Origin of the sequence: Pedobacter sp. L105, from assembly GCF_009765875.1 — a bacterium.
In the GTDB taxonomy this organism is placed as follows: domain Bacteria; phylum Bacteroidota; class Bacteroidia; order Sphingobacteriales; family Sphingobacteriaceae; genus Pedobacter.
The window spans coordinates 427291-448811 of sequence record NZ_LMUP01000002.1 but is presented as its reverse complement, the minus strand read 5'-3'; the positions used below and the strand labels follow the sequence as shown (position 1 = coordinate 448811).

Genomic DNA, 21521 nt, shown 5'->3' with positions numbered 1-21521 from the left:
GGGCATCACAGGAATACCCCTTTATTAAGAAAACATTAATAATTGATGGTATAACTTAGGTTATAAGTGCGGCCCCGGCCTGCATAATAGAAAGTTGCGGGAGTAGCTAAACCCTTGTATAATAACTGTGAGCGCTGGCTCCAGATGGTCTGGTACTCTTTGTTCAGCAGATTTTGTACACCAAAAGAAAGCGTACCCAATGGCAGTTTTACATTACCTAAAATATCCAGTGTAGTATATCCTTTCAGTTTACTATCCAGAGCATCCGTCAGATCGAAGGAACGGAACCCCTGAACTTTAAATCCTACGGATTGGTTTCTCCAGCCCAGGAAAGCTGTAGCTTTGGACGGACTTGCAGTTGTTACCGTCTGTAACTTCCAGGAGTCATCTACCTTATTTTGCGTTTTAATGTATAAACCATTTCCGCCAACCTCAAAACCATCAGGCAGGTTCACCTGCAGGGAACCTTCAACTCCAAGATTACGCTGTTTCTGATCGATCACATTCACCGCCAGGGTAATTGGAACAATGGCCAGGTTTTTATCCGACCAGGAATAAAATGCAGCTAACTGTGCATTGATGATTTTACTGCGGTGGCGCCATCCGGCTTCCAGCTGATCGGTTTTAATTCCTGTTAAAGGGGATGTGCTTACGCTTGTTCCATTAAGCAGGTTCCAATTGGTGCCCACCAGCTGATAAGTACCCTGTCCGTAATATTTTGCAGGATCGGCCAGTGAAAAACCTTGTGAATAGTTAAGCCATACCTGTTCTGGTGCTGAAAGTTTGTAAACCAGACCTCCATTGAGCAGGTTCACATCATAATGATTTTTACCGCCCGGAATAGGTGTGGCAGTTTGACCTAAACCATAGGCAATCAGTGCCTGAACATCTGCGCCTGCAAAATCATCTACACTTACATTGAGCCTTTGCTGTCTTACTCCGCCAGACAGGCTCAGTTTTTCAGTCAGGTTCCATTGTGCCTGTGCAAAACCCGAAAGACTATTTACCGTATACCCCGGATAACGTCCTGTAGTAGCGATCCCGTTATTGATCAGGCCACCGCTCGTAGCAGTTGCAGTTCTGTCGAATAATGTTTGTTGTGCGTTAAAACCTTCGTTATCGGCATCCACACCATAGGTAATGTTAAAGGCCGACCATTGTTTTGTCAGTGCTGCTTTCAGGGCATTGTATTGTGTACGTTGCGTAGAAGATCCGCCATAAAGTATCCCTCCTCCAGGGACAGAGGCATTTCTTACCTGGGCGGGGAAGGGGTGAAAGCTGAATTTTTCATTTCTGGAAGATCCCTGTACATACAGATCCTGACCGCCCAGGATATCTGCCGCGTGGTAATCGGCATTGATAGAAGCCCTTGAAGTTTGTGGTGTTACTGAAGAAACGAAACCATTTCTCATTTCCAGTAAAGATGGATTACTCAATAATCCCGCAAGGTTGGTTCCCAGAAAAAGATCTCTGTTGCCTACATAACCAGAATTGTAATACTGCGCATTGACTTTTAACGTCTGTTTAGTAGTGAGTTTAAACTCTGTATTGGCAAAAATATCAAAAGACTGATTGTACTGCAGGTCAGTTTGAGTGATATCTGTAAAGATCTGTTTGTTGTCTGCACCATATGCAGCATTGTTTTTTTGATAAGCAATGCCTAACCTGCCTGTGAAATTTTCATTTCCACCAGATATGGCCTGATCTATACGGATATCAAGGTCATTTTTTTGCTTCAATCCACTGCGTGCACCGGCTTCAGTAGTAAAAGCAGTGGGGCCGCTTTGTCCTTTTTTAGTGATAATGTTAATAATTCCACCGGTTGCGCCACCACCATAAACGGCACTTGCGCCAGAAAGCACCTCAATGCGTTCAATGTTAAACGGATCAATCGCATCAAATTGCCTGCTTACATTTCTGGTACTGTTTAAAGAAACACCGTCAATCATCACCAGTACATTTCTGCCACGTAGGTTTTGTCCATAATTGGTACGGCCTTCCGGGCCTGCATCAAGACCGGGGATGAGCTGGGCCAAAGCTTCCTTCAAACTTACACCTGCCCTGATCTGTTCCTGCAAACGCTGGTTATCTACAATCCAGATGGTTCCCGGAACTTCACTGATCTTTGTAGGTTTACGTGACGAGACTACCACAACTTCATCCATGTAGTTTCCCGGTTTGAGCATTAAATCAAGTTTTAGGTTTTGTCCTTTGCTTAGGTTTACTTTTTGTACCTGCTGTGTATAGCCGATATAACTCACCAGCAGATTGTATGTTCCTGGCGCAAGCTGGAGCTGAAAATGCCCATCCTGATCGGAGCTTGTTTCCAGTTTTTTACCTTCAATTCTGACACTGGCGCCGCTGAGTGGCTGTGCATCGCTTTTAATAGTTCCGGATATCGTTTGGGCGTCTGTACAGACAGTAAAGATAGTTATAAGAATTAAAATTAAGTAGAGAGGTTTTTTCATGCGTTTTGTTTTAAATTTTACACCGCAAAGCAAAGACTAATTTGGATTAATTCCAAATAATCTAATTATTTTTATATTTTTGTCTACCACATCCTTAGTATGAATATAGAAAATTTGCAAGTCCCGCCGCGCCGATTGCTAGGTTTAACCTCCGCATTCATTGTTTTTGTAGTTAGTTTGGCTGGTTGTATATCTATTTTTCAGGGTGAAATAAAGGACGCTTTAAAAGCCTGTCGCAAAGTTGAAAAACAGAAAAAAGCTGTAGTTCTTCCTTCTAAATGGAGCAGTATTGTTCAAAAATTACGTCCGGAACTTCAGGTTATTGGAATTATTTATGTGAATAAAGATCGATCGGCCAGGTAATTGGGCAGGGGGAGTTCCCCTATCCCGTTCATCTTGAATCCTTCTTTTGGACTCTGGTTTATCTAAAATATTGTTATGTATATGTTTGATATTTAGATTATTGTAATATTATTTATATTAATTCTAAATATTGTTTTGAATTGTTCTTAATAAGGCATTACTTTGTGTGAAACATTAAATCGCTTAAAAGGCTGCAATTGCGGTAATATTATCGCCGTGATTATTCCTTTTTCGTGTTTTTATGCTAGTTAAACCAAGTATTTCCGAATTACCGCAAGATGTTATTATATAATTCAAAAATTATTAGCTCAAATCATTATGCAAACAATCAGCCTGCAAGAAGAACCATTGATCAATTTATTTGATGATTATCCACAGAGAGAGATCTTTCATCATGATAACCAGGAGGAATATCTCCATGCCATCAGCAAAGTAAGCATGGCGGTTAAACGTTTCCTGAATACGAATAAAAAGCCATTTAGTGGTGTTAGCCCCTCAGAGCTGCGCCCATTATTTGCAAAGGTAGACTTCAACCAGCCTTTGTCAGACTACGATAGCCTATTGGCCGAAGTGGAGTCGTTATATACCAATCATGCGGTAGCTTTTCATCATCCTGAATATATCGCCCATTTAAACTGCCCCTTAGTGATACCAGCTATCGCAGCGGAGGTGATGATTTCTTCTATCAATTCATCACTAGATACCTGGGACCAAAGTGCCGGAGGGACATTGATGGAGCAGAAGCTGATTGAATGGACCTGCAAGGAGATTGGTTATGGCAGCCAATCGGACGGTATATTTACCAGTGGCGGTACACAAAGTAATTTAATGGGTTTGCTGCTGGCCAGGGATCATTTCTCCCTGAAACATTTTCATCACAATATCAAACTAAAAGGTTTACCTGCCGAGGCCTCTCGTTTCCGGATTTTTGTTTCAGAAATGGCGCATTTCAGCATTCAGAAAAATGCTTCCCTGTTGGGATTAGGTGAGCAGGCGGTGGTGAAAATTAAAACCGATAGAAGTTTTAGAATGAATTCAGTGTTGCTTGAAGATGCCATTAAGCAAGAGCTTGAATTGGGAAATATACCTATCGCTATTGTGGCTACGGCGGGCACTACGGATTTTGGAAATATAGATCCTCTACAGGAGATTGGAAGGTTAACGAATAAGTACGATTTATGGTACCACGTTGATGCAGCGTATGGCTGCGGCCTGCTGTTAACCGATCAGCACCGCAGTTTAATCAACGGTATAGAGCTTGCCCATTCTGTAACTGTAGATTACCACAAGTCCTTTTTTCAGCCAGTGAGCAGTGGTGCTTTTTTAATAAAGGATAAGCAGTTCTTTAACCTGATCACTCATTATGCCGATTACCTGAACCCTAAAGATCACGATGAAGATGGTTTACCTAACCAGGTGAATAAATCTATCCAGACCACCAGGCGTTTTGATGCGCTAAAACTTTGGTTCACCCTCAGAATGATGGGGAAAGCAAAATTAGGCGGCTATTTTGATACCATCATCCAAACGGCTGCAAAAGTTGCCTCGCTGATCCAGGCAGATACTGCTTTTGAATTGATGAATGAATCTGATATCAGTGCGTTGGTATTTCGTTACAACCCCAGAGAAGGGGAGGCAGACGTTTGCAAAATGAACCAGTTTATTAAAAAAAGCATGTTTAACGGCGGGGAAGCATTGGTTGCAGGGACAAAGATCAATAAACAATTCTACCTCAAATTCACTTTGCTCAATCCTCTTACCACAGTAGATCACGTTAAAAACATTTTCAAAATTATTAAAAAACATGGAAACGAATACTTACAGTTTAGCAAAACTACAGCAGACGTCAGGAGAAATTAATTTCAATTCTCTATTAAACAGTTATTGCCGGGAATTTACCAATTGGAGTCGTTACCTGGGCGTACCCAAATATGACCTGCCCCTGGCAGCTTATCTGAAAACAAATCCGCATGAGCTGCATATCCGCTTTGATTTTTCCGATTTGGGCTTTGAAGTATTTGCTCCTCTAAAATACTATGCAGAAAGCGGACGCCACTTATTTGATTTTCCGGTTGTAGAACGAAACCTTAAAACAGATCAGATTTCACCCATAGATGCCATTCGTTTTATGGAATTGGTAGTGCTGTTTGCCAGTGCCGAATTTCCTGAAGTACAGGCCGGGCTGGTAAAAGAACGCCTGCTAAATAGCATTGAGAATTTAAATGTATTTCTTGACCATTTTAACCGTACCGGAAAACAGGTGAATGCGGTACAGCAAGATTTTATCGAGGCGGAGCAGTCGTTGGTTTTGGGGCATAATGCCCATCCGCTGCCGAAGGGAAGGACTGGCTTTAAAAATGAAGAACAGCTGCTCACCTATTCACCCGAAACCGCAGGCAGGTTTCAATTGTGGTATTTTCTGATCGCACCAGAAAACGTTGGTGAACAAAATGCCGAAGGATTTGATGTAACCGCTGTTTTCAAAACAGAATTGCGGAAGTATATTTTAGAAGCCGATGATTTGCCGGTACTGCTTGATCAGTACCCATCCTGGAAGGTGGTACCTATGCATCCCTGGGAAGCAGAGTATTTACTGGCTTTACCAGAAGTGATAGAGATGGAGCAGACAGGTTTATTACGCAGTCTGGGTAAATGGGGGCCATTGTATACACCTACTTCATCTGTGCGGACAGTTTATAACCGGGAGAGCGACTGGATGTTTAAGTTTTCCCTGCATGTAAAGATCACCAATTCAGAACGGGTAAATTTATTGCGTGAATTACACCGCGGATATGATATCAGCCGTCTGTTAAAAACAGACCTTGGTAAAGCTTTGAAGCAGGATTTTCCGGAAATTGAATTTATTACCGACCCCGCTTTTATCACTGTTTCCCACCAGGGGAAATTGATAGATGGTTTTAATATCAGTATCCGTAATAATGTATTTAAAAATGAGGCCGCAGAAAAGAATGTCACCCTGCTGGCTGCACTTTGTCAGGATGGTTTGCTGGGGCAGGTACCAAGGATCGTGAATGTGATTACTGCCGCTGCAAAGTCTAAAAACAAACCTGTTGATCAGGTTGCCATTAACTGGTTTAAACAATATCTTCATATCTGTGTGGGCCCGCTGATCGGCATCCTGAATAAATACGGGATGGCTTTTGAATTTCATCAGCAGAATGTACTGGTAGAACTGGATAGTCATCATTTCCCTGCGAAGCTTTATTTCCGGGACAACCAGGGGTTTTTTTTTAGAGAAGGAAAAGCCGAAGAACTCTCTGCTTATCTTCCTGGTTTGGCCGATGAAAGCGGTTCTATCGTACCCGAAGCCTATATTTTGCCCAAATACACTTACTATTTATTGATCAATAATCTTTTAGGTGTTGTAAATGCATTGGGATGTAACGGACTGGCCGATGAAAGATTACTGATTGATCTGCTGTACCTGGAATTTAAACAGTTTGAAGATGCAGATACCACTGGTTTTGTAGATTATGTGATCAATAGCAGAAGCTGGGCAATGAAAGGAAACCTGCTCACCAATTTATATAATATTGATGAAGCCAGCGCACCGATTGAAAATCCGGCTATTTACAGGGACTATCCTAATCCTTTGAACAGGTATTTCTTTTGCGATAACCTGATCAAACCTGCAACAAAAGATATCCTGTACAGCAGGTATTTCCCCAAGGAAGATATTACAATTACCCTTCGTTCTTTTGATATAGACCGCGATTTGGAGATGGTGCATGATTGGTTTAACCAGGAACATACCAAACCCATCTGGAAAATGGACGGACCAATAAAAGGGCTGGAAACTTTTTACCGTACACTGATCCCAAGCGATCATTCACATAGTTTTATTGGGGAGATTAATGGTGTACCAACGTTTAATATAGAGCCTTACTGGCCGATGCGTGATACTGTTGGTGCTTATTATGATGCACTGGCCACAGATTATGGTTCACATTTACTGATCGCCCCAACCGAGAAGGAGAAGAAATTTAGTTTTCCAACCGGGCAGGTCATGCTCGACTGGGTATTTGCACATCCTGTTGTAGGAAAATGTATAGGTGAAGCCGCTGTAGAATCAAGGGCGATGCACCTATTTGGAACACGCCTGGGATACCGTTATCAGCACATCATAAAAATGCCTCACAAAGATGCAACACTCACTTTTTGCTACCGCGAATGGTACTGGGAAAAGTTCCCTGAAAGTAAAGATGCTAACCTATCTGTAACGCAATTGGAAGGAGTTAATTCTTAACACATGAAAACACAAAAAATATATGATATCATAGGTATTGGTATCGGCCCTTTTAATTTAGGATTGGCTGCCCTGGCAGCGCCTATAGAAGATTTATCCGTTCTGTTTTTTGATCAGGCGCCGGTTTTTAACTGGCATCCCGGTATGCTATTAAGCGATGCCACCTTACAGGTTCCTTTTATGGCTGACCTGGTAACAATGGCTGACCCGACAAGCCCATACAGTTTTTTAAATTTCCTGAAACAAACAGACCGCTTGTATAAATTCTATATCAGGGAAAATTTCTATATACTCCGGAAGGAGTATAATGCCTATTGCAAGTGGGTGGTTAGCCTGTTACCATCCTGCCAGTTTAATCAGAAGGTGTTAAGCGTCAGCTACCAAAACGGGGATCATCTTTATGAACTGATTGTAGAAGATCAGGTGACCCTGGAAAAGAAAATCTTTTACACGCGTAAGCTTGTTTTGGGAACAGGAACAGTCCCTAAAGTTCCAGAATTTGTAGACCGCAAAATACACCCAAAAGTTATTCATACGGCCGAATATTTAAATGTTAAGGAAGAACTATTAACCCATCGATGTGTAAGTATCATTGGTTCTGGTCAGAGTGCTGCAGAAATATTCTACGATCTGCTGCCTGAGCTGGAAAATGGATTACAATTGAAATGGTTTACCCGCCCTGATCGTTTTTTCCCTCTTGAATATTCCAAGTTAACCCTGGAATTAACCTCTCCGGAGTACGTAGATTATTTTTATAATCTGCCAGGAGCAAAGCGCAAGCAGGTTTTGGCACAGCAAAACCAGTTGTTTAAGGGGATTAATTTCGATCTGATCAATCAGATCTTTGATAAGTTGTATGAATTGAGCGTGGATAATGATCAATTAAAAGTGTCTTTAAACACCAATTGCCAGCTAGATGCTATTGACATCGCAGAGGATGGAAAGTATGATATGCAGTTTTATCATGTTGAACAGGAACAGGCTTTTACCGGGCAAACTGATTTTATTGTCATGGCCACCGGTTACACTTACAAAGAACCTTCCTTTCTGGAAGGCATCAACCACAGGATATTACGCAATGACGATAACCAATATCAGGTTGGACGTAACTATACAATTGATCAACACGGAGATGAAATCTTTATTCAAAATGCAGAATTGCATACCCATGGTTTTGTGACTCCTGATCTGGGAATGGGTGCCTACCGCAATTCAATTATTATCAATACCGTGTTAGACAGAGATGTGTATAAAGTAGAAAAACGGATTGCCTTCCAGCAGTTTGGTGTAGAGACAAATAACGAATTATCAGCATTTAAAGCAGTGAACCATGAATTACAATCAATTTAATCATATTAAACCGCTTGATAAGGCAGTTTGGGATAAGGTAAATTTAAATTATATCGCTAAAGCTATTGTAGAACTGATGCATGAGCGGTTGGCAGAACCTGAAATTACAGGGACTGATCCCTCTGGTTTAACCCATTTCAGTTTAGCGACCGACCATCAGCATATCTATTATACTTTTTCTGCCAGCTATCGCGCACTGGATTACTGGCACATTGCTAAGGATACGCTAAAGAAATACATCGAAGGAACAGCTGTTCCTGTTGACAATGCACCAGCCTTTTTTACAGAAACACAGCAAACTTTTGGCGTAAAATCATTTACCCTTGCACATTTTGTTGAAGAAACACTCAATACCCTATATGCTGACGCTTATATCCATGAAAAGGGGCGTTTAACAGCAGATCAGCTGGCTGATGCCGACTATCAAACAATAGAGCACCAGATGGACGGGCATCCCTGGGCAACCATAAATAAGGGCAGGATCGGTTTTAACCATACTGATCAGGGTAAATATGCACCGGAAGCCGGGCAATCCACACAGTTGGCCTGGCTGGCTGTTCACCGGAAACGTGCAGCTTTTAATTCCCTGAAAAGTATGAATGCCGCTGCATTTTATATACAGGAATTAGGTACAGAGCAATTGGATGAGTTTAATGAGATCTTAAAGGATAAGAACCTTAATCCTGAAGATTACCTGTTTATTCCTGTTCATGAATGGCAATGGAACAATAAGATTGTGCTGAACCTGGCGCATGACCTGGCCAATCAGTATATCGTTCCCCTCGCTTTGGGCTATGATAAGTACATGTGCCAGCAAAGTATCCGTACTTTCTTCAATACCAGCAATCCGCGAAAACACTATGTGAAAACAGCTATTTCTATCCTGAACACATCCATATACAGAGGTTTATCACCAAAAAAACTGACTATCGCTCCGCGGGTTACCCAATGGGCTAAAGATATGCTGGAGGGAGATACCTATTTAAAGGAAACAGGAGTGGTGCTTTTGGGTGAGGTAGCTACTGCGGCTTATACACATCCGCAGTATAGTGCTATTCCACAGTCGCCCTACCAATACCAGGAATTTTTGGGCGTAATCTGGCGTGAAAGTGCAGAAAACTACCTGCAGCCTGGAGAGAAGATCATGACGATGGCCAGCTTATTATATGTTGATGATAAGGGGAAAAGCCTGGTAGGGGCGATGATCGAAAAATCGGGTATTAGTGCAGCAGCATGGTTGGATGCTTATCTGAAAGCTTATCTTAAACCCATCCTGAGGATCTTTTATCAGCATGCATTTTTCTTTAGCCCTCATGGGGAGAACACAATTCTGGTGATGAAAGACTACATTCCGCAAAGGATTATCATCAAAGATTTTGTGGAAGAAATTGTATTAACAGAAGAATCGAAGGCTAAATTGCCGGAAGACCTGGTGAATGTATTAAGAGAGATTGATGATGAGCTTGCGCCGCTCTTTATCCTGTCTGGAATTTTTGATGCAGTGTTCAGGTATTTGAGTAACATTTTTCATAGTTATGCAGGATTGGACGAAACTGTTTTTTGGAAAAGTGTAGCAGATACCATTTTAGCATTCCAAACAGAAAATCCTGAGCTAAGTTCAAAATACGAGAAATTTGATTTGTTTGTTCCTGAATTTACCCGTGTTTGTATTAACCGTGTTCGTTTATTAACGCATGGATACAGCGAAAGCACTGATGTACCGGTTCCTGAAATGATAGGAACTTTAATCAATCCGGTTGCCTTAGCGATCAGGGATTTAGAAGAAGTTATTTAACAGACACATCCGTTATGCCTTTTTAACGGGAGGCATAACGGCTTTATTTACTGTCCAGACTTTTGATAAAGGCAACCAGGTCGCTGGTTTCTTTTGCAGTCAGGTGGAGTTGGTCGGCCGATAAAGTTTGATTGTCGGTTTTTATCCCCATACCGGCGCCGCCACCTTTGTTATAAAAATCAACTACTTCATCCAGTGTGCTGAAAACACCATTATGCATATAAGGTGCTGTGCGTGACGCATTACGGACAGTAGTAGTTTTAAAGGCATGCTTAAAAGATGGGGTTTGCACCACCTCATAAGCCCCTTGATCAGGATCAATGACCTTTTTTCCTTTAAACCGGGGTACAGTTATTACCTCAGCATCCATCTTCGTATATTTTGGAGGAAGGGTTCCATTGAATAAAGGCATGTAATGGCAGGTAGCACATTTTGCCTTCCCCATAAACAGGTTAAAACCATTCAGTTCCTGTGTGTTCATGGAGGTTTTATCACCCCTCATGTAGTCGTCAAAACGGCTGTTTAGCTGGGTAAGACTACGTACAAAAGCACCGATGGCATTGGTAACTTCCAATGTATCTATACCGGTCCTGCCTTTTTCCGGGTAGGCATCTGCAAACAACTTTCTGTAAGTTTTATTTTTCCAGAGCCGGCTGATCAGCACCTTCATAGAACCATGCATTTCATCCTTGTTCTGTATCACATCCATCGCCTGATCTTCCAGTGTATGTGCCCGCAGGTCATAAAATTGCGAAGGTTGTAACGCTGCATTCAATAACGTGGGCGTATTTCTTCTCAGCAGGATCTTCTTCTTAAAAACTGTATTTTTTATCAGCTTGTCAGTAAAAGCATTGTCGGGCTGATGGCAGGAAGAGCAGCTTCTTGACAAATTTCCTGATAGCTGCGGGTCAGCGAATAATTTTTTACCCAGGGCTATCTTTTTGGCTGTTTGAAAATAGGAGGGGCCGGGGGCATAAGCATTTACATCAAAGGCATCTTTGTCAAATAAGGTTCCTGCTTCCTGGCGTAACAAACGGTTATATTTAATCAGGGGAATATGTAATTCCTGCTGCTGGCTGGTGATGGCTATCGTAATGGCATTACCATATCCGGTAATAAATGCTGCCCTGTTAAAGGAATTGAAATCCTGATTGATATAGAGGTAGTTTTTTGCTGCGTCTATTTTTGCTGTTAACATATCCGGGTTTCCCTGATCTGTATAATTTATCATCACAGCTTGCAGGCTTTGCAGACTTACTGCTGCTTCTTTCATACTCTTTAGCGTGAGCGGATTATCAAAGCCTGTGATGCCTAATGTCAATATCCTGAATACTTCCAGCCTGGCCGCATCAAATATCTGCCAGTTTAACAAATCAATATTGTTAAAATATACTTTATACCTGGAGCAATCAATTTGCAGTAGTTTGAGCTGTTGAACCAGTTCTTTTTTCTGAATGTGATCGTAATGAGGAAATAGAAAAGCTTCTATCACCTGAAGCCCTGCAGGATCCAGTACCGAGCCTGTTGTCATTTCTACTTCTGGTACAGGAGGGCCGTTTACAAATCGTGTAATATTGGGTGTAAAATATTCAGCAGCCCATTCAAATTTCTTATAGGATAACCTGAGTTGCAGGAACTGCTGCTGAACTTGTTTTTCATTGAGGCTGCTATTTTCCAAACCAGTCTGTAATTGACGGGCCAATCCGGAAAAACTATTAATCTGATTGATGAGCGTTTTTGCAATATCTTTTTCAGGAACTGCTTTTTTGCGTTTACATGAAAAAGTAAAAAGTCCTATACTTACAATTAGCAATACCGATAGCAGTCTTCCTTTCAAGAAGATTAAAAATTGAATGCATTTTGCAATGGATTTGCGTTTTTATCACGGTTATTGAGCGGCTTTAGCCCCCATCTTTCTTCAATAAAAGCAAGGATACTGATCGTTTCATATTGGGTATGGTCTACAAAACCTTTTTTTGCAAAAGGAGAGATAATGATTGCCGGTACACGGTTACCCGGGCCCCATTTTTTATCAATTACAGGTGGGGCTACATGGTCCCAAAAACCACCATTTTCATCATAAGTGACAATGACCACCGCATCTTTTCCATTGGGTCCGTTTAATACAGCATTGATCAGCTCAACGGTGTGGCTTTCGCCGTGATACAGATCTGAGTAACCAGGATGTTCTGTGTCAACTCCCAGTGGTTTTACAAAGGAAACGCTGGGAAGCCTACCATTTTTTGCTGCTGCAAAAAAATTGGTTTCATCTTTCAGGTGATCTTTTTTTGCCTGTGTGCCGTCTGCGTAAGTAGCAAAATAGGCAAATGGCTGATGATGGAACTGGAAAGTAGGAGCCGGCTTACCTGCCAGTGCATTATCCCAGCCACCGGAATACCATGCCCATGAGATATTCTTGTCACTTAAGCGGTCGCCAATAGTTGGAGCCGTTTGATTAGGGACAAAACTTGCGGGACTAACGCCTATAGGGTGGGGGGCATTTACAGAGTAACTGGTATTGACCACATATTTATCTGGCGTTACCGTTCCGTCCGAGATCACACGGCCAGTAGCATCTAGCTTTGCTATCATGTTTGCCGGCGCATTAGGAAAGACAGGGCTGGCAGCTGCAATTAACCATTGGTGGTTTAAAAAAGAGCCACCGAAAGCACTGTGGAAGAAATTGTCACAAAGGGTATATTGCTTTGCAATTTTAGTCATGGGTAATAAACTCGTTTTGTAATAACCCATAGTAAATCCTTTAGAGTTATTGTACAGAACGAATTTATTCATTTTGCCGCCATTGATCTGCATTTTTTCCTGGTAAAAACGATGTAATACATCAGGTGTCAGCTGATCGGCCGGTATGTATTGGTCGATATTGAAATAAGTATTGGGAAGATTTAACGGAAAAGCACTTGAACCCGGAATAGCAGGGAGATAAGTATAAACATGATCTTTGTCATCCACCTGTTTCACGCTTGTTTCGCTGGCATCCGCTAATCCGTTAGCCCCTTCAAATTGTCCGTAAAGATTATCAAAGCTATGATTTTCAAGGTAGATCACTACAACATGACCTACTTTATTGATTCCGGGTTTAGCAGGTGATTTACTTTTTTTTGACTGGTAAGCAGAAAGGGTTAACGTTAACAGTAAGATGCCTGCCGTACCAGTGATCAGGGTAATCGTACGTATATGGCGAAGGGTAAAAATTGATTTCATGTATGGGCTTGGATTATTTTGGAACGTTTCTCAGACGTGTGCAAAGTAAAGGCAGGTATGTAAACATAATGTTATTTTAATGCAAAGTGTATATGTCGGTAAAGTAACTTCTTAGCTGACAGTAGAACTGTAAACAGTTTAAAAAATTGTGTTTATACGCTGATAAAAGCGTTTTAATGTCATCTTATGTTTGATAAACGCTTATTCCAGCACTTTTATGAGAAAAGCGAAACCATCGAATTAACGATTTGTTGGTTATTTCAATTTATCCTGGTATCCACAAAAAGAACGGGATAAATTTTTAAACACGATATTAAACAGCAATGGATTTTAAAACTCTTCCTGGAAAACCATTTCCCCTTGGCTCTACCTGGGATGGAAATGGAGTTAATTTTACGCTTTATTCTGAAAATGCCACTACTATAGAACTTTGCCTGTTTGATGCCGAAAATGAAGACAAAGAATCTTTGAAATTTGATATCACTGAGCAAACTGATTTTACCTGGCATATCTATGTACAAGGTTTAAAACCCGGACAGCTTTATGGTTTTAGGGTACATGGGGCTTATGAACCTGAGAATGGTCACCGTTTTAATCCTGCAAAGTTATTACTTGACCCATATGCCAAAGCCTATTCAGGATGTATTGAATGGAATGAAGCTGTATTCGGATATGTAGTTGGTAATGAAAAAGAAGATTTGATGATTAGTGATACTGACAGTGCGGTTTACATGCCGAAATCCGTTGTCATTGATCCCGGATTTGATTGGGAAGGTGATCAATGTCCGGATATACCTTATGATAATTCAGTGATCTATGAGGCACATGTAAAAGGGTTAACAAAACTGCATCCTGATATTCCTGAAGAGATCAGGGGTACCTATGCAGCGATTGGCCATCAGATTACAATTGACTACCTGAAAAAATTAGGTATTACTGCCATTGAGCTGATGCCGGTGCATGATTTTTTGTCTGACTGGTCTCTGGAGAGTAAAGGGCTCACCAATTATTGGGGATACAATACCATGGGTTTCTTTGCCCCTGATGCACGTTATTCTGCCAGCGGTAAACACGGACAGCAGGTTGGCGAATTTAAAACTATGGTAAAGGCCCTGCACAAAGCAGGAATAGAAGTGATCCTGGATGTGGTCTATAACCATACCGGTGAAGGAAATCAGCTGGGGCCAACCCTTTCTTTTAAAGGGATAGACAATGCCACTTATTATCGTTTAACTGATGAGAATAAACGGTATTATATGGATTATACGGGTACCGGCAATACTTTAAATGCCAATCTTCCAAATGTGCTCCGGCTGATGATGGACAGTTTGCGGTATTGGGTACTGGAGATGCATGTGGATGGTTTCCGTTTTGACCTCGCTGCTACCCTGGCCAGGGAGCTGCATGAGGTGAACCGCCTGAGTGCATTTTTTGATATCATTCACCAGGATCCTGTGATCTCACAGGTAAAGTTAATTGCAGAACCCTGGGATGTTGGTGAAGGTGGCTACCAGGTAGGGAAGTTTCCTCCGGGATGGGCAGAATGGAATGGAAAGTACAGGGATTGTATCCGCGATTACTGGAGCGGATCTGAAAATACACTACCAGAATTTGCCGACAGGATTATGGGAAGTGCAGACCTGTATAAAGAGTATAGAAAGCCTACAGCAAGTATCAATTTTATCACTGCACATGACGGTTTCACCCTGCACGACCTGGTTTCTTATAATGAGAAACACAACGAGGCCAACGGTGAAAATAACGAGGATGGTGAAAGTAATAACCGCTCCTGGAATTGCGGGGCAGAGGGGCCAACAGAAGATCAGGCCATTAATGCCCTAAGGCAGAGACAAAAGAGAAATTTTTTAAGTACCCTTTTCTTGTCACAGGGAATCCCGATGATGGTTGCCGGTGATGAACTTGGCCGTACACAGCAGGGAAATAACAATTCCTATTGCCAGGACAATGAAATTTCATGGGTCAGCTGGGAAACTGCAGATCAGGAACTGATAGAATTTACCAGCAAACTCATTCATCTGAGAACAGATCATGCTGTTTTTTCAAGAAAAAATTGGTTTAAGGGTAAAAAGCTAAAAGACAATGGCATTGAAGATATCGCCTGGTTTCTGCCTAACGGTGTGCAAATGACAACAGAGAACTGGAATGAGGGAGCCGCTAAATCTGTAGCCATTTATTTAAGCGGAAACGGACTGAATAGTATAGATGCAGAAGGTATTCAAATTATTGACGATAATTTTTACATGATTTTTAATGCATATGATGGTACTATAGATTACAAGTTGCCGGCAAAAGAATATGGGAATGAATGGCGACTGGTGATAGATACAGTTACCAATATCTCTAAAACGGAAATGACCTTTAGTGCTGAAGTGATGGTACCTGTACAAGGCAGGTCGGTGGTGCTGCTCCAAAATTTTAAGACAGTATAAAACGTTTAGTAATTGATTCAAACGACGGTAAAAAATAAATTGTAATTTAGCTGACATAATAATGTCCAACTAAAGCGATATTTGAGGACATTATTTGATTATTTTAAAGATTCTATGAAACTTCTGCTGACCTTTTTAAGTGTAATTTTCTTTACCGGAGCTGCAATGGCCCAGGATCCAGTGGGTACAGCAATGCCCAATTCTATTTTCTACAATAGGGATTCAACTCCTTTTTCTACTTACAGTATTCCTAAGGGAAAAAAATCCCTCATCTTTTTTTTCGATGCTACCTGTGGCCATTGCCAGAAAGTAATTTCAGAGATCAGTAAAAGGAGTAAGGAGTTAGATAAGTTAAACATCATTATGATTTCTCAGGATGAGTACCGGTCTATCGATTATTTTATGACCAATTTTGCGAAACCTTTGTTAACCAAGCCTAACGTAAAAGTGGTTCAGGACCGTGACCATGTATTTATTATGGCTTTCCATCCTAAACAATATCCTTCCATGTACCTGTATGGACCTGATAAGAAAATTATTTTTTCTTCCAGCAGTGATAAAGACGTTGAAAAATTATTTAAAGCAATTAACACCCCTTAAGGGATGTTAATTGCTTTAAATAATCAAACCATCACTCATTTGAATGATACGGTCACTTTTCCCCGCAAAATCGTCATCATGGGTAACCGTAATTATAGTTTGATGTCGTGTTAGGGTAAGTTCCCTGAAAATATCAAACACAATATCTGTATTTTTAGAGTCGAGATTGCCCGTCGGTTCATCACCCATAATTACTGAAGGGTCATTAATCAGTGCCCTGGCAATAGCCACCCGCTGCTGCTGACCTCCGGAGAGTTTGCTGGCCAGCTTTAAGGCCTGATCTTCAAGACCCAGCATTTTAAGGTTCTGGTAAGCTTTTTCTTCGATCTCTGCTTTACTTTTTTTGTTGAGTTTTAGTGCCGGCAACATCACGTTATCGATCACAGAGAAGTCTGTCAGCAGATAGTGGAACTGGAACACAAAACCGATGTGCTCATTTCTGAAAGCTGCCAGTTCATTTTGTGATTTACCAGTGAGTATTCCTCCATTGATGCTTAAACTTCCTTCATAAGAAGTATCCATGGTAGAGAGAATATATAACAAGGTAGATTTTCCTGAACCCGATTTCCCCGTCAGGGAAACAAATTCACCTTTTTTCACTTCTATGCTTACTTCTTTCAGTACCTGGAATTGCTGCGGCTCATAAAAGTATTTAACAATATGATCTGCCTTTAATGCGATGTCGTTGTTCATTTTTAACCTCTTATAATATCAACAGGATCAATTTTTGAAGCTTTTCTGGCCGGTAGATAACCTGCAACCAGCGTGGTGATCAATCCGAAAATAAAAGCAAGCAAGTAATCTTTTACACGATAGGCCATAGGAAGGTAATTTAATCCGCCCAGTTTAAATGGGATATGGTTAACTACGTCTGCAATCACAAATCCCAGTACCATACCAATAAGGCCTCCAATCACACCGATTACAATAGCCTGCGCCAGGAATATCTGAGTTACATCGCGACCCGAGAAGCCCATCGCTTTTAGAATAGCAATTTCTCTTATTTTTTCGTTGATCGTCATATTCATGATGTTGTAGATGCCGAAACCCGCAACAAGCAATATGGTGAGCGACACAGCCTGTGCGATGATATTCCGTAGTTTTGAACCTGCTTCTAACTGCTGATTAGATGTTTGCCAGCTTTCTACTTTATAAGGAATAACGGGAGCTATTCGGGCTACAACGGGTTCGGTAATTTCAAAATCGCGCACGTTTACCTGCAGGTCTGTCACGTAATCCTGGTTTTTATCCATCAGCTGCCGGGCAGAACTGATGTTGATATAAGCTTTTGACTTATCTACGTTTTTCACATTGGTTTGAAATATACCGATGATCTTATAGTTTTTACTTACACCATCCGGGGTAAGCAGGTTCAGATTGTCGTTGATATTGAGACTGAGCTGATGGGCAAGATCTAAGCCCAGGATCACCCCATCATGACGGTACTGCAAGCCGTTCCAGCTCCCAGAGGTCATATAGCTGGCAATATTAAATATCCTGTTTTCATTATCCACATCAACCCCTGAAAGTGTACCATTGATTTTATTACTTCCATTCCTAAAGAAAACGTTGATGTTAACCTGAGGGGTGATACCAATAACCTCCGGTTGTTTACGTACCAGTGCCAGTATTTCGCCCGTATTTTTAATTCCTTCCGTATACTGAATCACCCTGGCATTTCGGATGTTGATAGCTACATTCCCTTTATAAACTTTTTTAACAAGGTTTGTATTGTCTGGCGGGCCATCATTATAAATGTGAATATGGGAGATAGAGGTAAATGCGAGTTCTGTCTGTATATCATTTACGCCAGTCATAAAACTATTCATAAACACATACATCGATATGCCAAAGGTTACTCCAAGTACCGCAACAATGCTTTGTTTAATCTTTGACGTTAAATGAACTTTAGCTATTTTTAAGTTAGTGGCTAACATGTTATTTCTGCTTAGGCAAGGTCAATACATCATCGGTGCTGATGCCTGCTGTAATTTCCGTCCATTCCAGCGTGCGTATGCCAGTTTTAACCGCTTTTTTATCCTTGCTTCCTTTAAGCAATACATAATCGCCATTGATCAGATAATAGGAGGGAATGACCAGGGCATCTTTTTTGGTCTGGATAATCACATTGGCCTGTAATTGTGTCCCGTTTAATAAATTAGCCGGCTGATCTGTGAAGGATGCTTCTACAATGAACGACTGCTGATCGTTATTAAAAGCAGGGTATATTTTAGTCACCACAGCTTTAAAAGTGTAATCTTTTACACTGTTCAAAGAGATTAAAGCAACCTGCCCTGGTTGAATACGCTGGATATCATCTTCAGCGATATATAATTTAATAATAGGCTTGCCTGCACCAATCAAGGCGATTGCATCGCCTTTTTTCACATAATCGCCTACCTTTTTGGAAATATTCATGACCACCCCGCCAGCCTTACTGTTCAAATTGTTATAATCATTGTTCTGTTGCTGTATCTGATATTGGGAACTGGCGTTTTGCTGACTCAATTTTACATTGCGCTGCAAATCGGCAAGGTTTTTACGCAAAACATTTAAGCTGGAAGCAGAAGACTGATAGGTTAACAATGCATTATCATAATCCATTGCAGATACAGCATGGGTTTTTACCAGTCTGGAATAACGCTGCTCATTTAAAGAATCTACCCTTTTTTTATCGGCCGCCTGGCTGATCTGTATTTTCAGCTGTTCAATCTGTGGTGCCCTTGGCGAATTATTCTTTTTAGCAAATTCCAGGTTAGTTAAGGCATTGCCTACCTGCGTTTGCTGCACTTCATTGGAAAGGCGAAATAAGTGCTGATTACTTTTTACGGAATCGCCTTCGGCAACATAAGAAGCTTTTATATATCCTTCCGTATTGGCCATTACGTTATATTGATCGTTGTTCTCTATGTGCCCGCTTCCAAAAACGGCATCTACAATTTCCTTGCGCTGCGGGATTATAGTTTCCTGCTGTGTGCATGCCGTAAACAATAGGCAAATGCCAAGTTGAACGATTGTTATATGTTTAAAAATAGGTAAGCCTTTCACTTTTTTTAATTTAATCTCTGGATAAAATAGTAGCCTGGGTTGATAGTAGTTGGGAGAGGTTAGTGAGGTGGGTATTCTCTGCCTTTAAATAGTCTTCAAATGCTTTGAGGTACACATCCATATTGATAATCCCTTCCTGGTATTTTGCGCTGTTTAATGAAACATTGGCACGGTAAAGCAGGTAACTATTTGCCGATGCCCTGGTTATATGGGTATAGGAAGAATAATTTTCCAGCAGCAGCCTGTCATTTACAGCGCTTTGTTCTGCTGCTGTTTTATATTGCATATCAGCAATTTGCTGTTGTACTAAACTACTTCTGTATTTATTGGTATTGGTTAATCCTGTAAATATGGGTACGTTTAAACTTAAGCCCAGGTAGCGGTAGCCTGTCCATGCCCCATTGCCAAAACCCAGGCCGAAATCATTTCTGAATTGCTGTGCACCGAGGTATCCGTTAAAACCCAGTTTAGGGTAGGCGGCAGATCTTTGTTCGCGGCTTTGTAAAGTGGAGATGATCAGTTGCTGGCGGTAAACATCAATGCTTTTATCTGCTCCCATACTAATGTTGCTGATATTATTAATAGAATCAATGTTTAGCTGCTCAGTAAGGCTGAGTTCAGTAACTGCTTTTTCTCCCAGTATAATCTTCAAGTTTTCTATACCCTGATTGTACATTTGCTGGCTCTGTGCCTGATTTTGCAATACATTGTTGTAATTGATCATGGCCTGGTTTACGGATAGGGCATCTGTGCTGCCTTCTTTCAACCGTTGTTTGCTTAACATCACCAGGCTGTCTGCCAGGGCCAGGTCCTGGTTACTTACTTTTAAAGAAGCCTTGCCCACTAAAATAGAAAAGTACAGTTTAGCTGTCTGGTCTTTTAAACTTTGGATGTAAGAAGTTTGCTGCAGCTGCGTAAGCATGATGTTGTTTTTGGCAATGGATGATTGTAAAATTGCCGACCAGTCGAATATATTTTCATTTAACGTCAGCCCGGTATTGTAAGTGAATTTTTTACCAAACTGTGCATAATAGGTAGTTCCGGGCTGGTTGATCAGGATACCGGGAATAGGGGTTACCGCCAGGTGCAGATTGTCCTGGCCATTAAAGCTGCCGCTAACATTTGGATACATAAATCCATTGGACGCTCTGTGGTTGTAGATAGCCTGTTTGATCTGCTGCTGATAAATAGCTTGTGTAGGATTATTTTTAATAGCCCTGGCAATCACCTCCTGCAAGGAGCCCAGAACAAGTGGTTCTGTCTGTGCATTGGTATTATCCTTAAATAAGATCAGTAAAATCGCTATAAAAGCAAAGGTGAACTTCATTGTTAAAACTCTTTTAAATATTTAATTAGCATCTCAGAAATGATCTCTTTACGGTTCTCGATAAAAGTATCCCAGTTGGTATCCAATAATTTTGTCATATGCATGAGCATAGGCCTGGCAATAAAGGGAAATACAGTTTCAGAAATAATGCTGACCATAACTTGTATGGGCTGTATTTTCCTGATTTCTCCTTTTTCGATCCCTTCCTTTAGCTGGCTAATGAATAAGGTATCCCTGATGCCGTTATGTGTTACGATATTGACAAATTCATCAGGATGATGACGGAGCTCATTGATAATAAACAGGGGCAGGTCCGGGTTTTTTTGCATGGAACTGATATAGTGACCTGCTACCAGAGGAATCTTTTCTTCCCAGCTGACCGGCTGATTTAACAAGGGAATAATAGAAGCCGAAAATTGCTTGAAAGACATCAGAAATACCTGTCTGAACAGCAGTTCTTTACTTCTGAAATAGTAATGCAGCATAGATTTATTAATCCCGGCTTCGTCAGCTATCTCCTGCATACGGGCACCTGCCAGGCCTTTACGTTGAAAAACGCTTAGGGCGGCATTAAATATTAATTCTTCTGTACTTTTTTGTTCCTCAACCATTAAGTTCAACCATTTGGTTG

General features: G+C 41.1%; 15 protein-coding genes. 7 read left to right on the top strand and 8 right to left on the bottom strand.

The window, feature by feature from the left end:
* Nucleotides 1-35: 35 nt before the first annotated feature.
* Entirely contained in the window at nucleotides 36-2468 is a 2433-nt protein-coding gene (locus GSQ84_RS03095) for a TonB-dependent receptor (protein WP_158795783.1), read from the bottom strand.
* A 99-nt stretch (nucleotides 2469-2567) separates the two neighbouring features.
* Between GSQ84_RS03095 and GSQ84_RS03090 the strand changes: the two genes are divergently transcribed.
* The 5 genes from GSQ84_RS03090 (at nucleotide 2568) to GSQ84_RS03070 (ending at nucleotide 10243) form a co-directional block, all read left to right on the top strand.
* Entirely contained in the window at nucleotides 2568-2831 is a 264-nt protein-coding gene (locus tag GSQ84_RS03090; protein WP_158795782.1) for a hypothetical protein, read from the top strand.
* A 318-nt stretch (nucleotides 2832-3149) separates the two neighbouring features.
* On the top strand, nucleotides 3150-4691 hold the full coding sequence (locus tag GSQ84_RS03085) for an aspartate aminotransferase family protein (RefSeq protein WP_158795781.1): 1542 nt from the start codon (nucleotides 3150-3152) through the stop codon (nucleotides 4689-4691).
* Nucleotides 4636-7098: a GNAT family N-acetyltransferase gene (locus GSQ84_RS03080; protein ID WP_158795780.1), complete on the top strand. Its 2463-nt coding sequence runs from the start codon at nucleotides 4636-4638 to the stop codon at nucleotides 7096-7098. Before GSQ84_RS03085 ends, GSQ84_RS03080 begins: the two co-directional genes overlap by 56 nt.
* A gap of 3 nt (nucleotides 7099-7101) precedes the next feature.
* On the top strand, nucleotides 7102-8448 hold the full coding sequence (locus tag GSQ84_RS03075) for a lysine N(6)-hydroxylase/L-ornithine N(5)-oxygenase family protein (protein WP_158795779.1): 1347 nt from the start codon (nucleotides 7102-7104) through the stop codon (nucleotides 8446-8448).
* Entirely contained in the window at nucleotides 8429-10243 is a 1815-nt protein-coding gene (locus GSQ84_RS03070; RefSeq protein ID WP_158795778.1) for an IucA/IucC family siderophore biosynthesis protein, read from the top strand. The genes GSQ84_RS03075 and GSQ84_RS03070 overlap by 20 nt, the downstream gene beginning before the upstream one ends.
* A gap of 43 nt (nucleotides 10244-10286) precedes the next feature.
* Here GSQ84_RS03070 and GSQ84_RS03065 read toward each other — a convergent pair whose 3' ends face one another.
* Together GSQ84_RS03065 and GSQ84_RS03060 are read right to left on the bottom strand one after the other, a co-directional pair.
* On the bottom strand, nucleotides 10287-12080 hold the full coding sequence (locus GSQ84_RS03065; RefSeq protein WP_158795777.1) for a cytochrome-c peroxidase: 1794 nt from the start codon (nucleotides 12078-12080) through the stop codon (nucleotides 10287-10289).
* A gap of 5 nt (nucleotides 12081-12085) precedes the next feature.
* On the bottom strand, nucleotides 12086-13465 hold the full coding sequence (locus GSQ84_RS03060) for an alkaline phosphatase family protein (RefSeq protein ID WP_158795776.1): 1380 nt from the start codon (nucleotides 13463-13465) through the stop codon (nucleotides 12086-12088).
* Between the two features lie 323 nt (nucleotides 13466-13788).
* Here GSQ84_RS03060 and glgX point away from each other — a divergent pair, with 323 nt between their 5' ends.
* Both glgX and GSQ84_RS03050 read left to right on the top strand, forming a co-directional pair.
* Nucleotides 13789-15915, top strand: coding sequence for a glycogen debranching protein GlgX (gene glgX, locus GSQ84_RS03055; protein ID WP_158795775.1), 2127 nt, complete (start codon nucleotides 13789-13791; stop codon nucleotides 15913-15915).
* 114 nt (nucleotides 15916-16029) lie between these two features.
* The gene (locus tag GSQ84_RS03050; RefSeq protein ID WP_158795774.1) at nucleotides 16030-16515 is read left to right on the top strand and encodes a redoxin domain-containing protein; all 486 of its coding nucleotides are present in this window, start codon (nucleotides 16030-16032) and stop codon (nucleotides 16513-16515) included.
* A gap of 15 nt (nucleotides 16516-16530) precedes the next feature.
* On the opposite strand, the gene GSQ84_RS03045 is transcribed toward GSQ84_RS03050, so the two are convergent.
* Genes GSQ84_RS03045 through GSQ84_RS03025 form a run of 5 tightly spaced genes read right to left on the bottom strand, consistent with a single transcriptional unit; the run spans nucleotide 16531 to nucleotide 21501 of the window.
* A complete protein-coding gene (locus tag GSQ84_RS03045) occupies nucleotides 16531-17208 on the bottom strand; it encodes an ABC transporter ATP-binding protein (RefSeq protein ID WP_158795773.1) in 678 nt (225 codons plus the stop codon).
* 2 nt (nucleotides 17209-17210) lie between these two features.
* Nucleotides 17211-18452, bottom strand: a complete 1242-nt coding sequence (locus tag GSQ84_RS03040; protein ID WP_158795772.1) for an ABC transporter permease — start codon at nucleotides 18450-18452, stop codon at nucleotides 17211-17213.
* A gap of 1 nt (nucleotide 18453) precedes the next feature.
* Nucleotides 18454-19563 carry an efflux RND transporter periplasmic adaptor subunit gene (locus GSQ84_RS03035; RefSeq protein ID WP_158795771.1) on the bottom strand — a complete coding sequence of 370 codons (1110 nt, stop codon included), beginning with the start codon at nucleotides 19561-19563 and terminating at the stop codon, nucleotides 18454-18456.
* Between the two features lie 10 nt (nucleotides 19564-19573).
* Nucleotides 19574-20890, bottom strand: a complete 1317-nt coding sequence (locus GSQ84_RS03030; RefSeq protein ID WP_158795770.1) for a TolC family protein — start codon at nucleotides 20888-20890, stop codon at nucleotides 19574-19576.
* Nucleotides 20891-20892: 2 nt separating this feature from the next.
* Nucleotides 20893-21501, bottom strand: coding sequence for a TetR/AcrR family transcriptional regulator (locus GSQ84_RS03025; protein ID WP_158795769.1), 609 nt, complete (start codon nucleotides 21499-21501; stop codon nucleotides 20893-20895).
* Nucleotides 21502-21521 lie beyond the last annotated feature (20 nt).

Excerpts from the sequence above, each read along its gene's own strand:
- GSQ84_RS03075 (WP_158795779.1), top strand. The coding sequence starts at position 7,102 with ATGAAAACACAAAAAATATATGATATCATAGGTATTGGTATCGGCCCT.
- GSQ84_RS03095 (WP_158795783.1), bottom strand. The coding sequence starts at position 2,468 with ATGAAAAAACCTCTCTACTTAATTTTAATTCTTATAACTATCTTTACT.
- GSQ84_RS03045 (WP_158795773.1), bottom strand. The coding sequence starts at position 17,208 with ATGAACAACGACATCGCATTAAAGGCAGATCATATTGTTAAATACTTT.
- glgX (WP_158795775.1), top strand. The coding sequence starts at position 13,789 with ATGGATTTTAAAACTCTTCCTGGAAAACCATTTCCCCTTGGCTCTACC.
- GSQ84_RS03060 (WP_158795776.1), bottom strand. The coding sequence starts at position 13,465 with ATGAAATCAATTTTTACCCTTCGCCATATACGTACGATTACCCTGATC.
- GSQ84_RS03025 (WP_158795769.1), bottom strand. The coding sequence starts at position 21,501 with ATGGTTGAGGAACAAAAAAGTACAGAAGAATTAATATTTAATGCCGCC.
- GSQ84_RS03070 (WP_158795778.1), top strand. The coding sequence starts at position 8,429 with ATGAATTACAATCAATTTAATCATATTAAACCGCTTGATAAGGCAGTT.
- GSQ84_RS03040 (WP_158795772.1), bottom strand. The coding sequence starts at position 18,452 with ATGTTAGCCACTAACTTAAAAATAGCTAAAGTTCATTTAACGTCAAAG.
- GSQ84_RS03085 (WP_158795781.1), top strand. The coding sequence starts at position 3,150 with ATGCAAACAATCAGCCTGCAAGAAGAACCATTGATCAATTTATTTGAT.
- GSQ84_RS03050 (WP_158795774.1), top strand. The coding sequence starts at position 16,030 with ATGAAACTTCTGCTGACCTTTTTAAGTGTAATTTTCTTTACCGGAGCT.
- GSQ84_RS03090 (WP_158795782.1), top strand. The coding sequence starts at position 2,568 with ATGAATATAGAAAATTTGCAAGTCCCGCCGCGCCGATTGCTAGGTTTA.
- GSQ84_RS03030 (WP_158795770.1), bottom strand. The coding sequence starts at position 20,890 with ATGAAGTTCACCTTTGCTTTTATAGCGATTTTACTGATCTTATTTAAG.
- GSQ84_RS03080 (WP_158795780.1), top strand. The coding sequence starts at position 4,636 with ATGGAAACGAATACTTACAGTTTAGCAAAACTACAGCAGACGTCAGGA.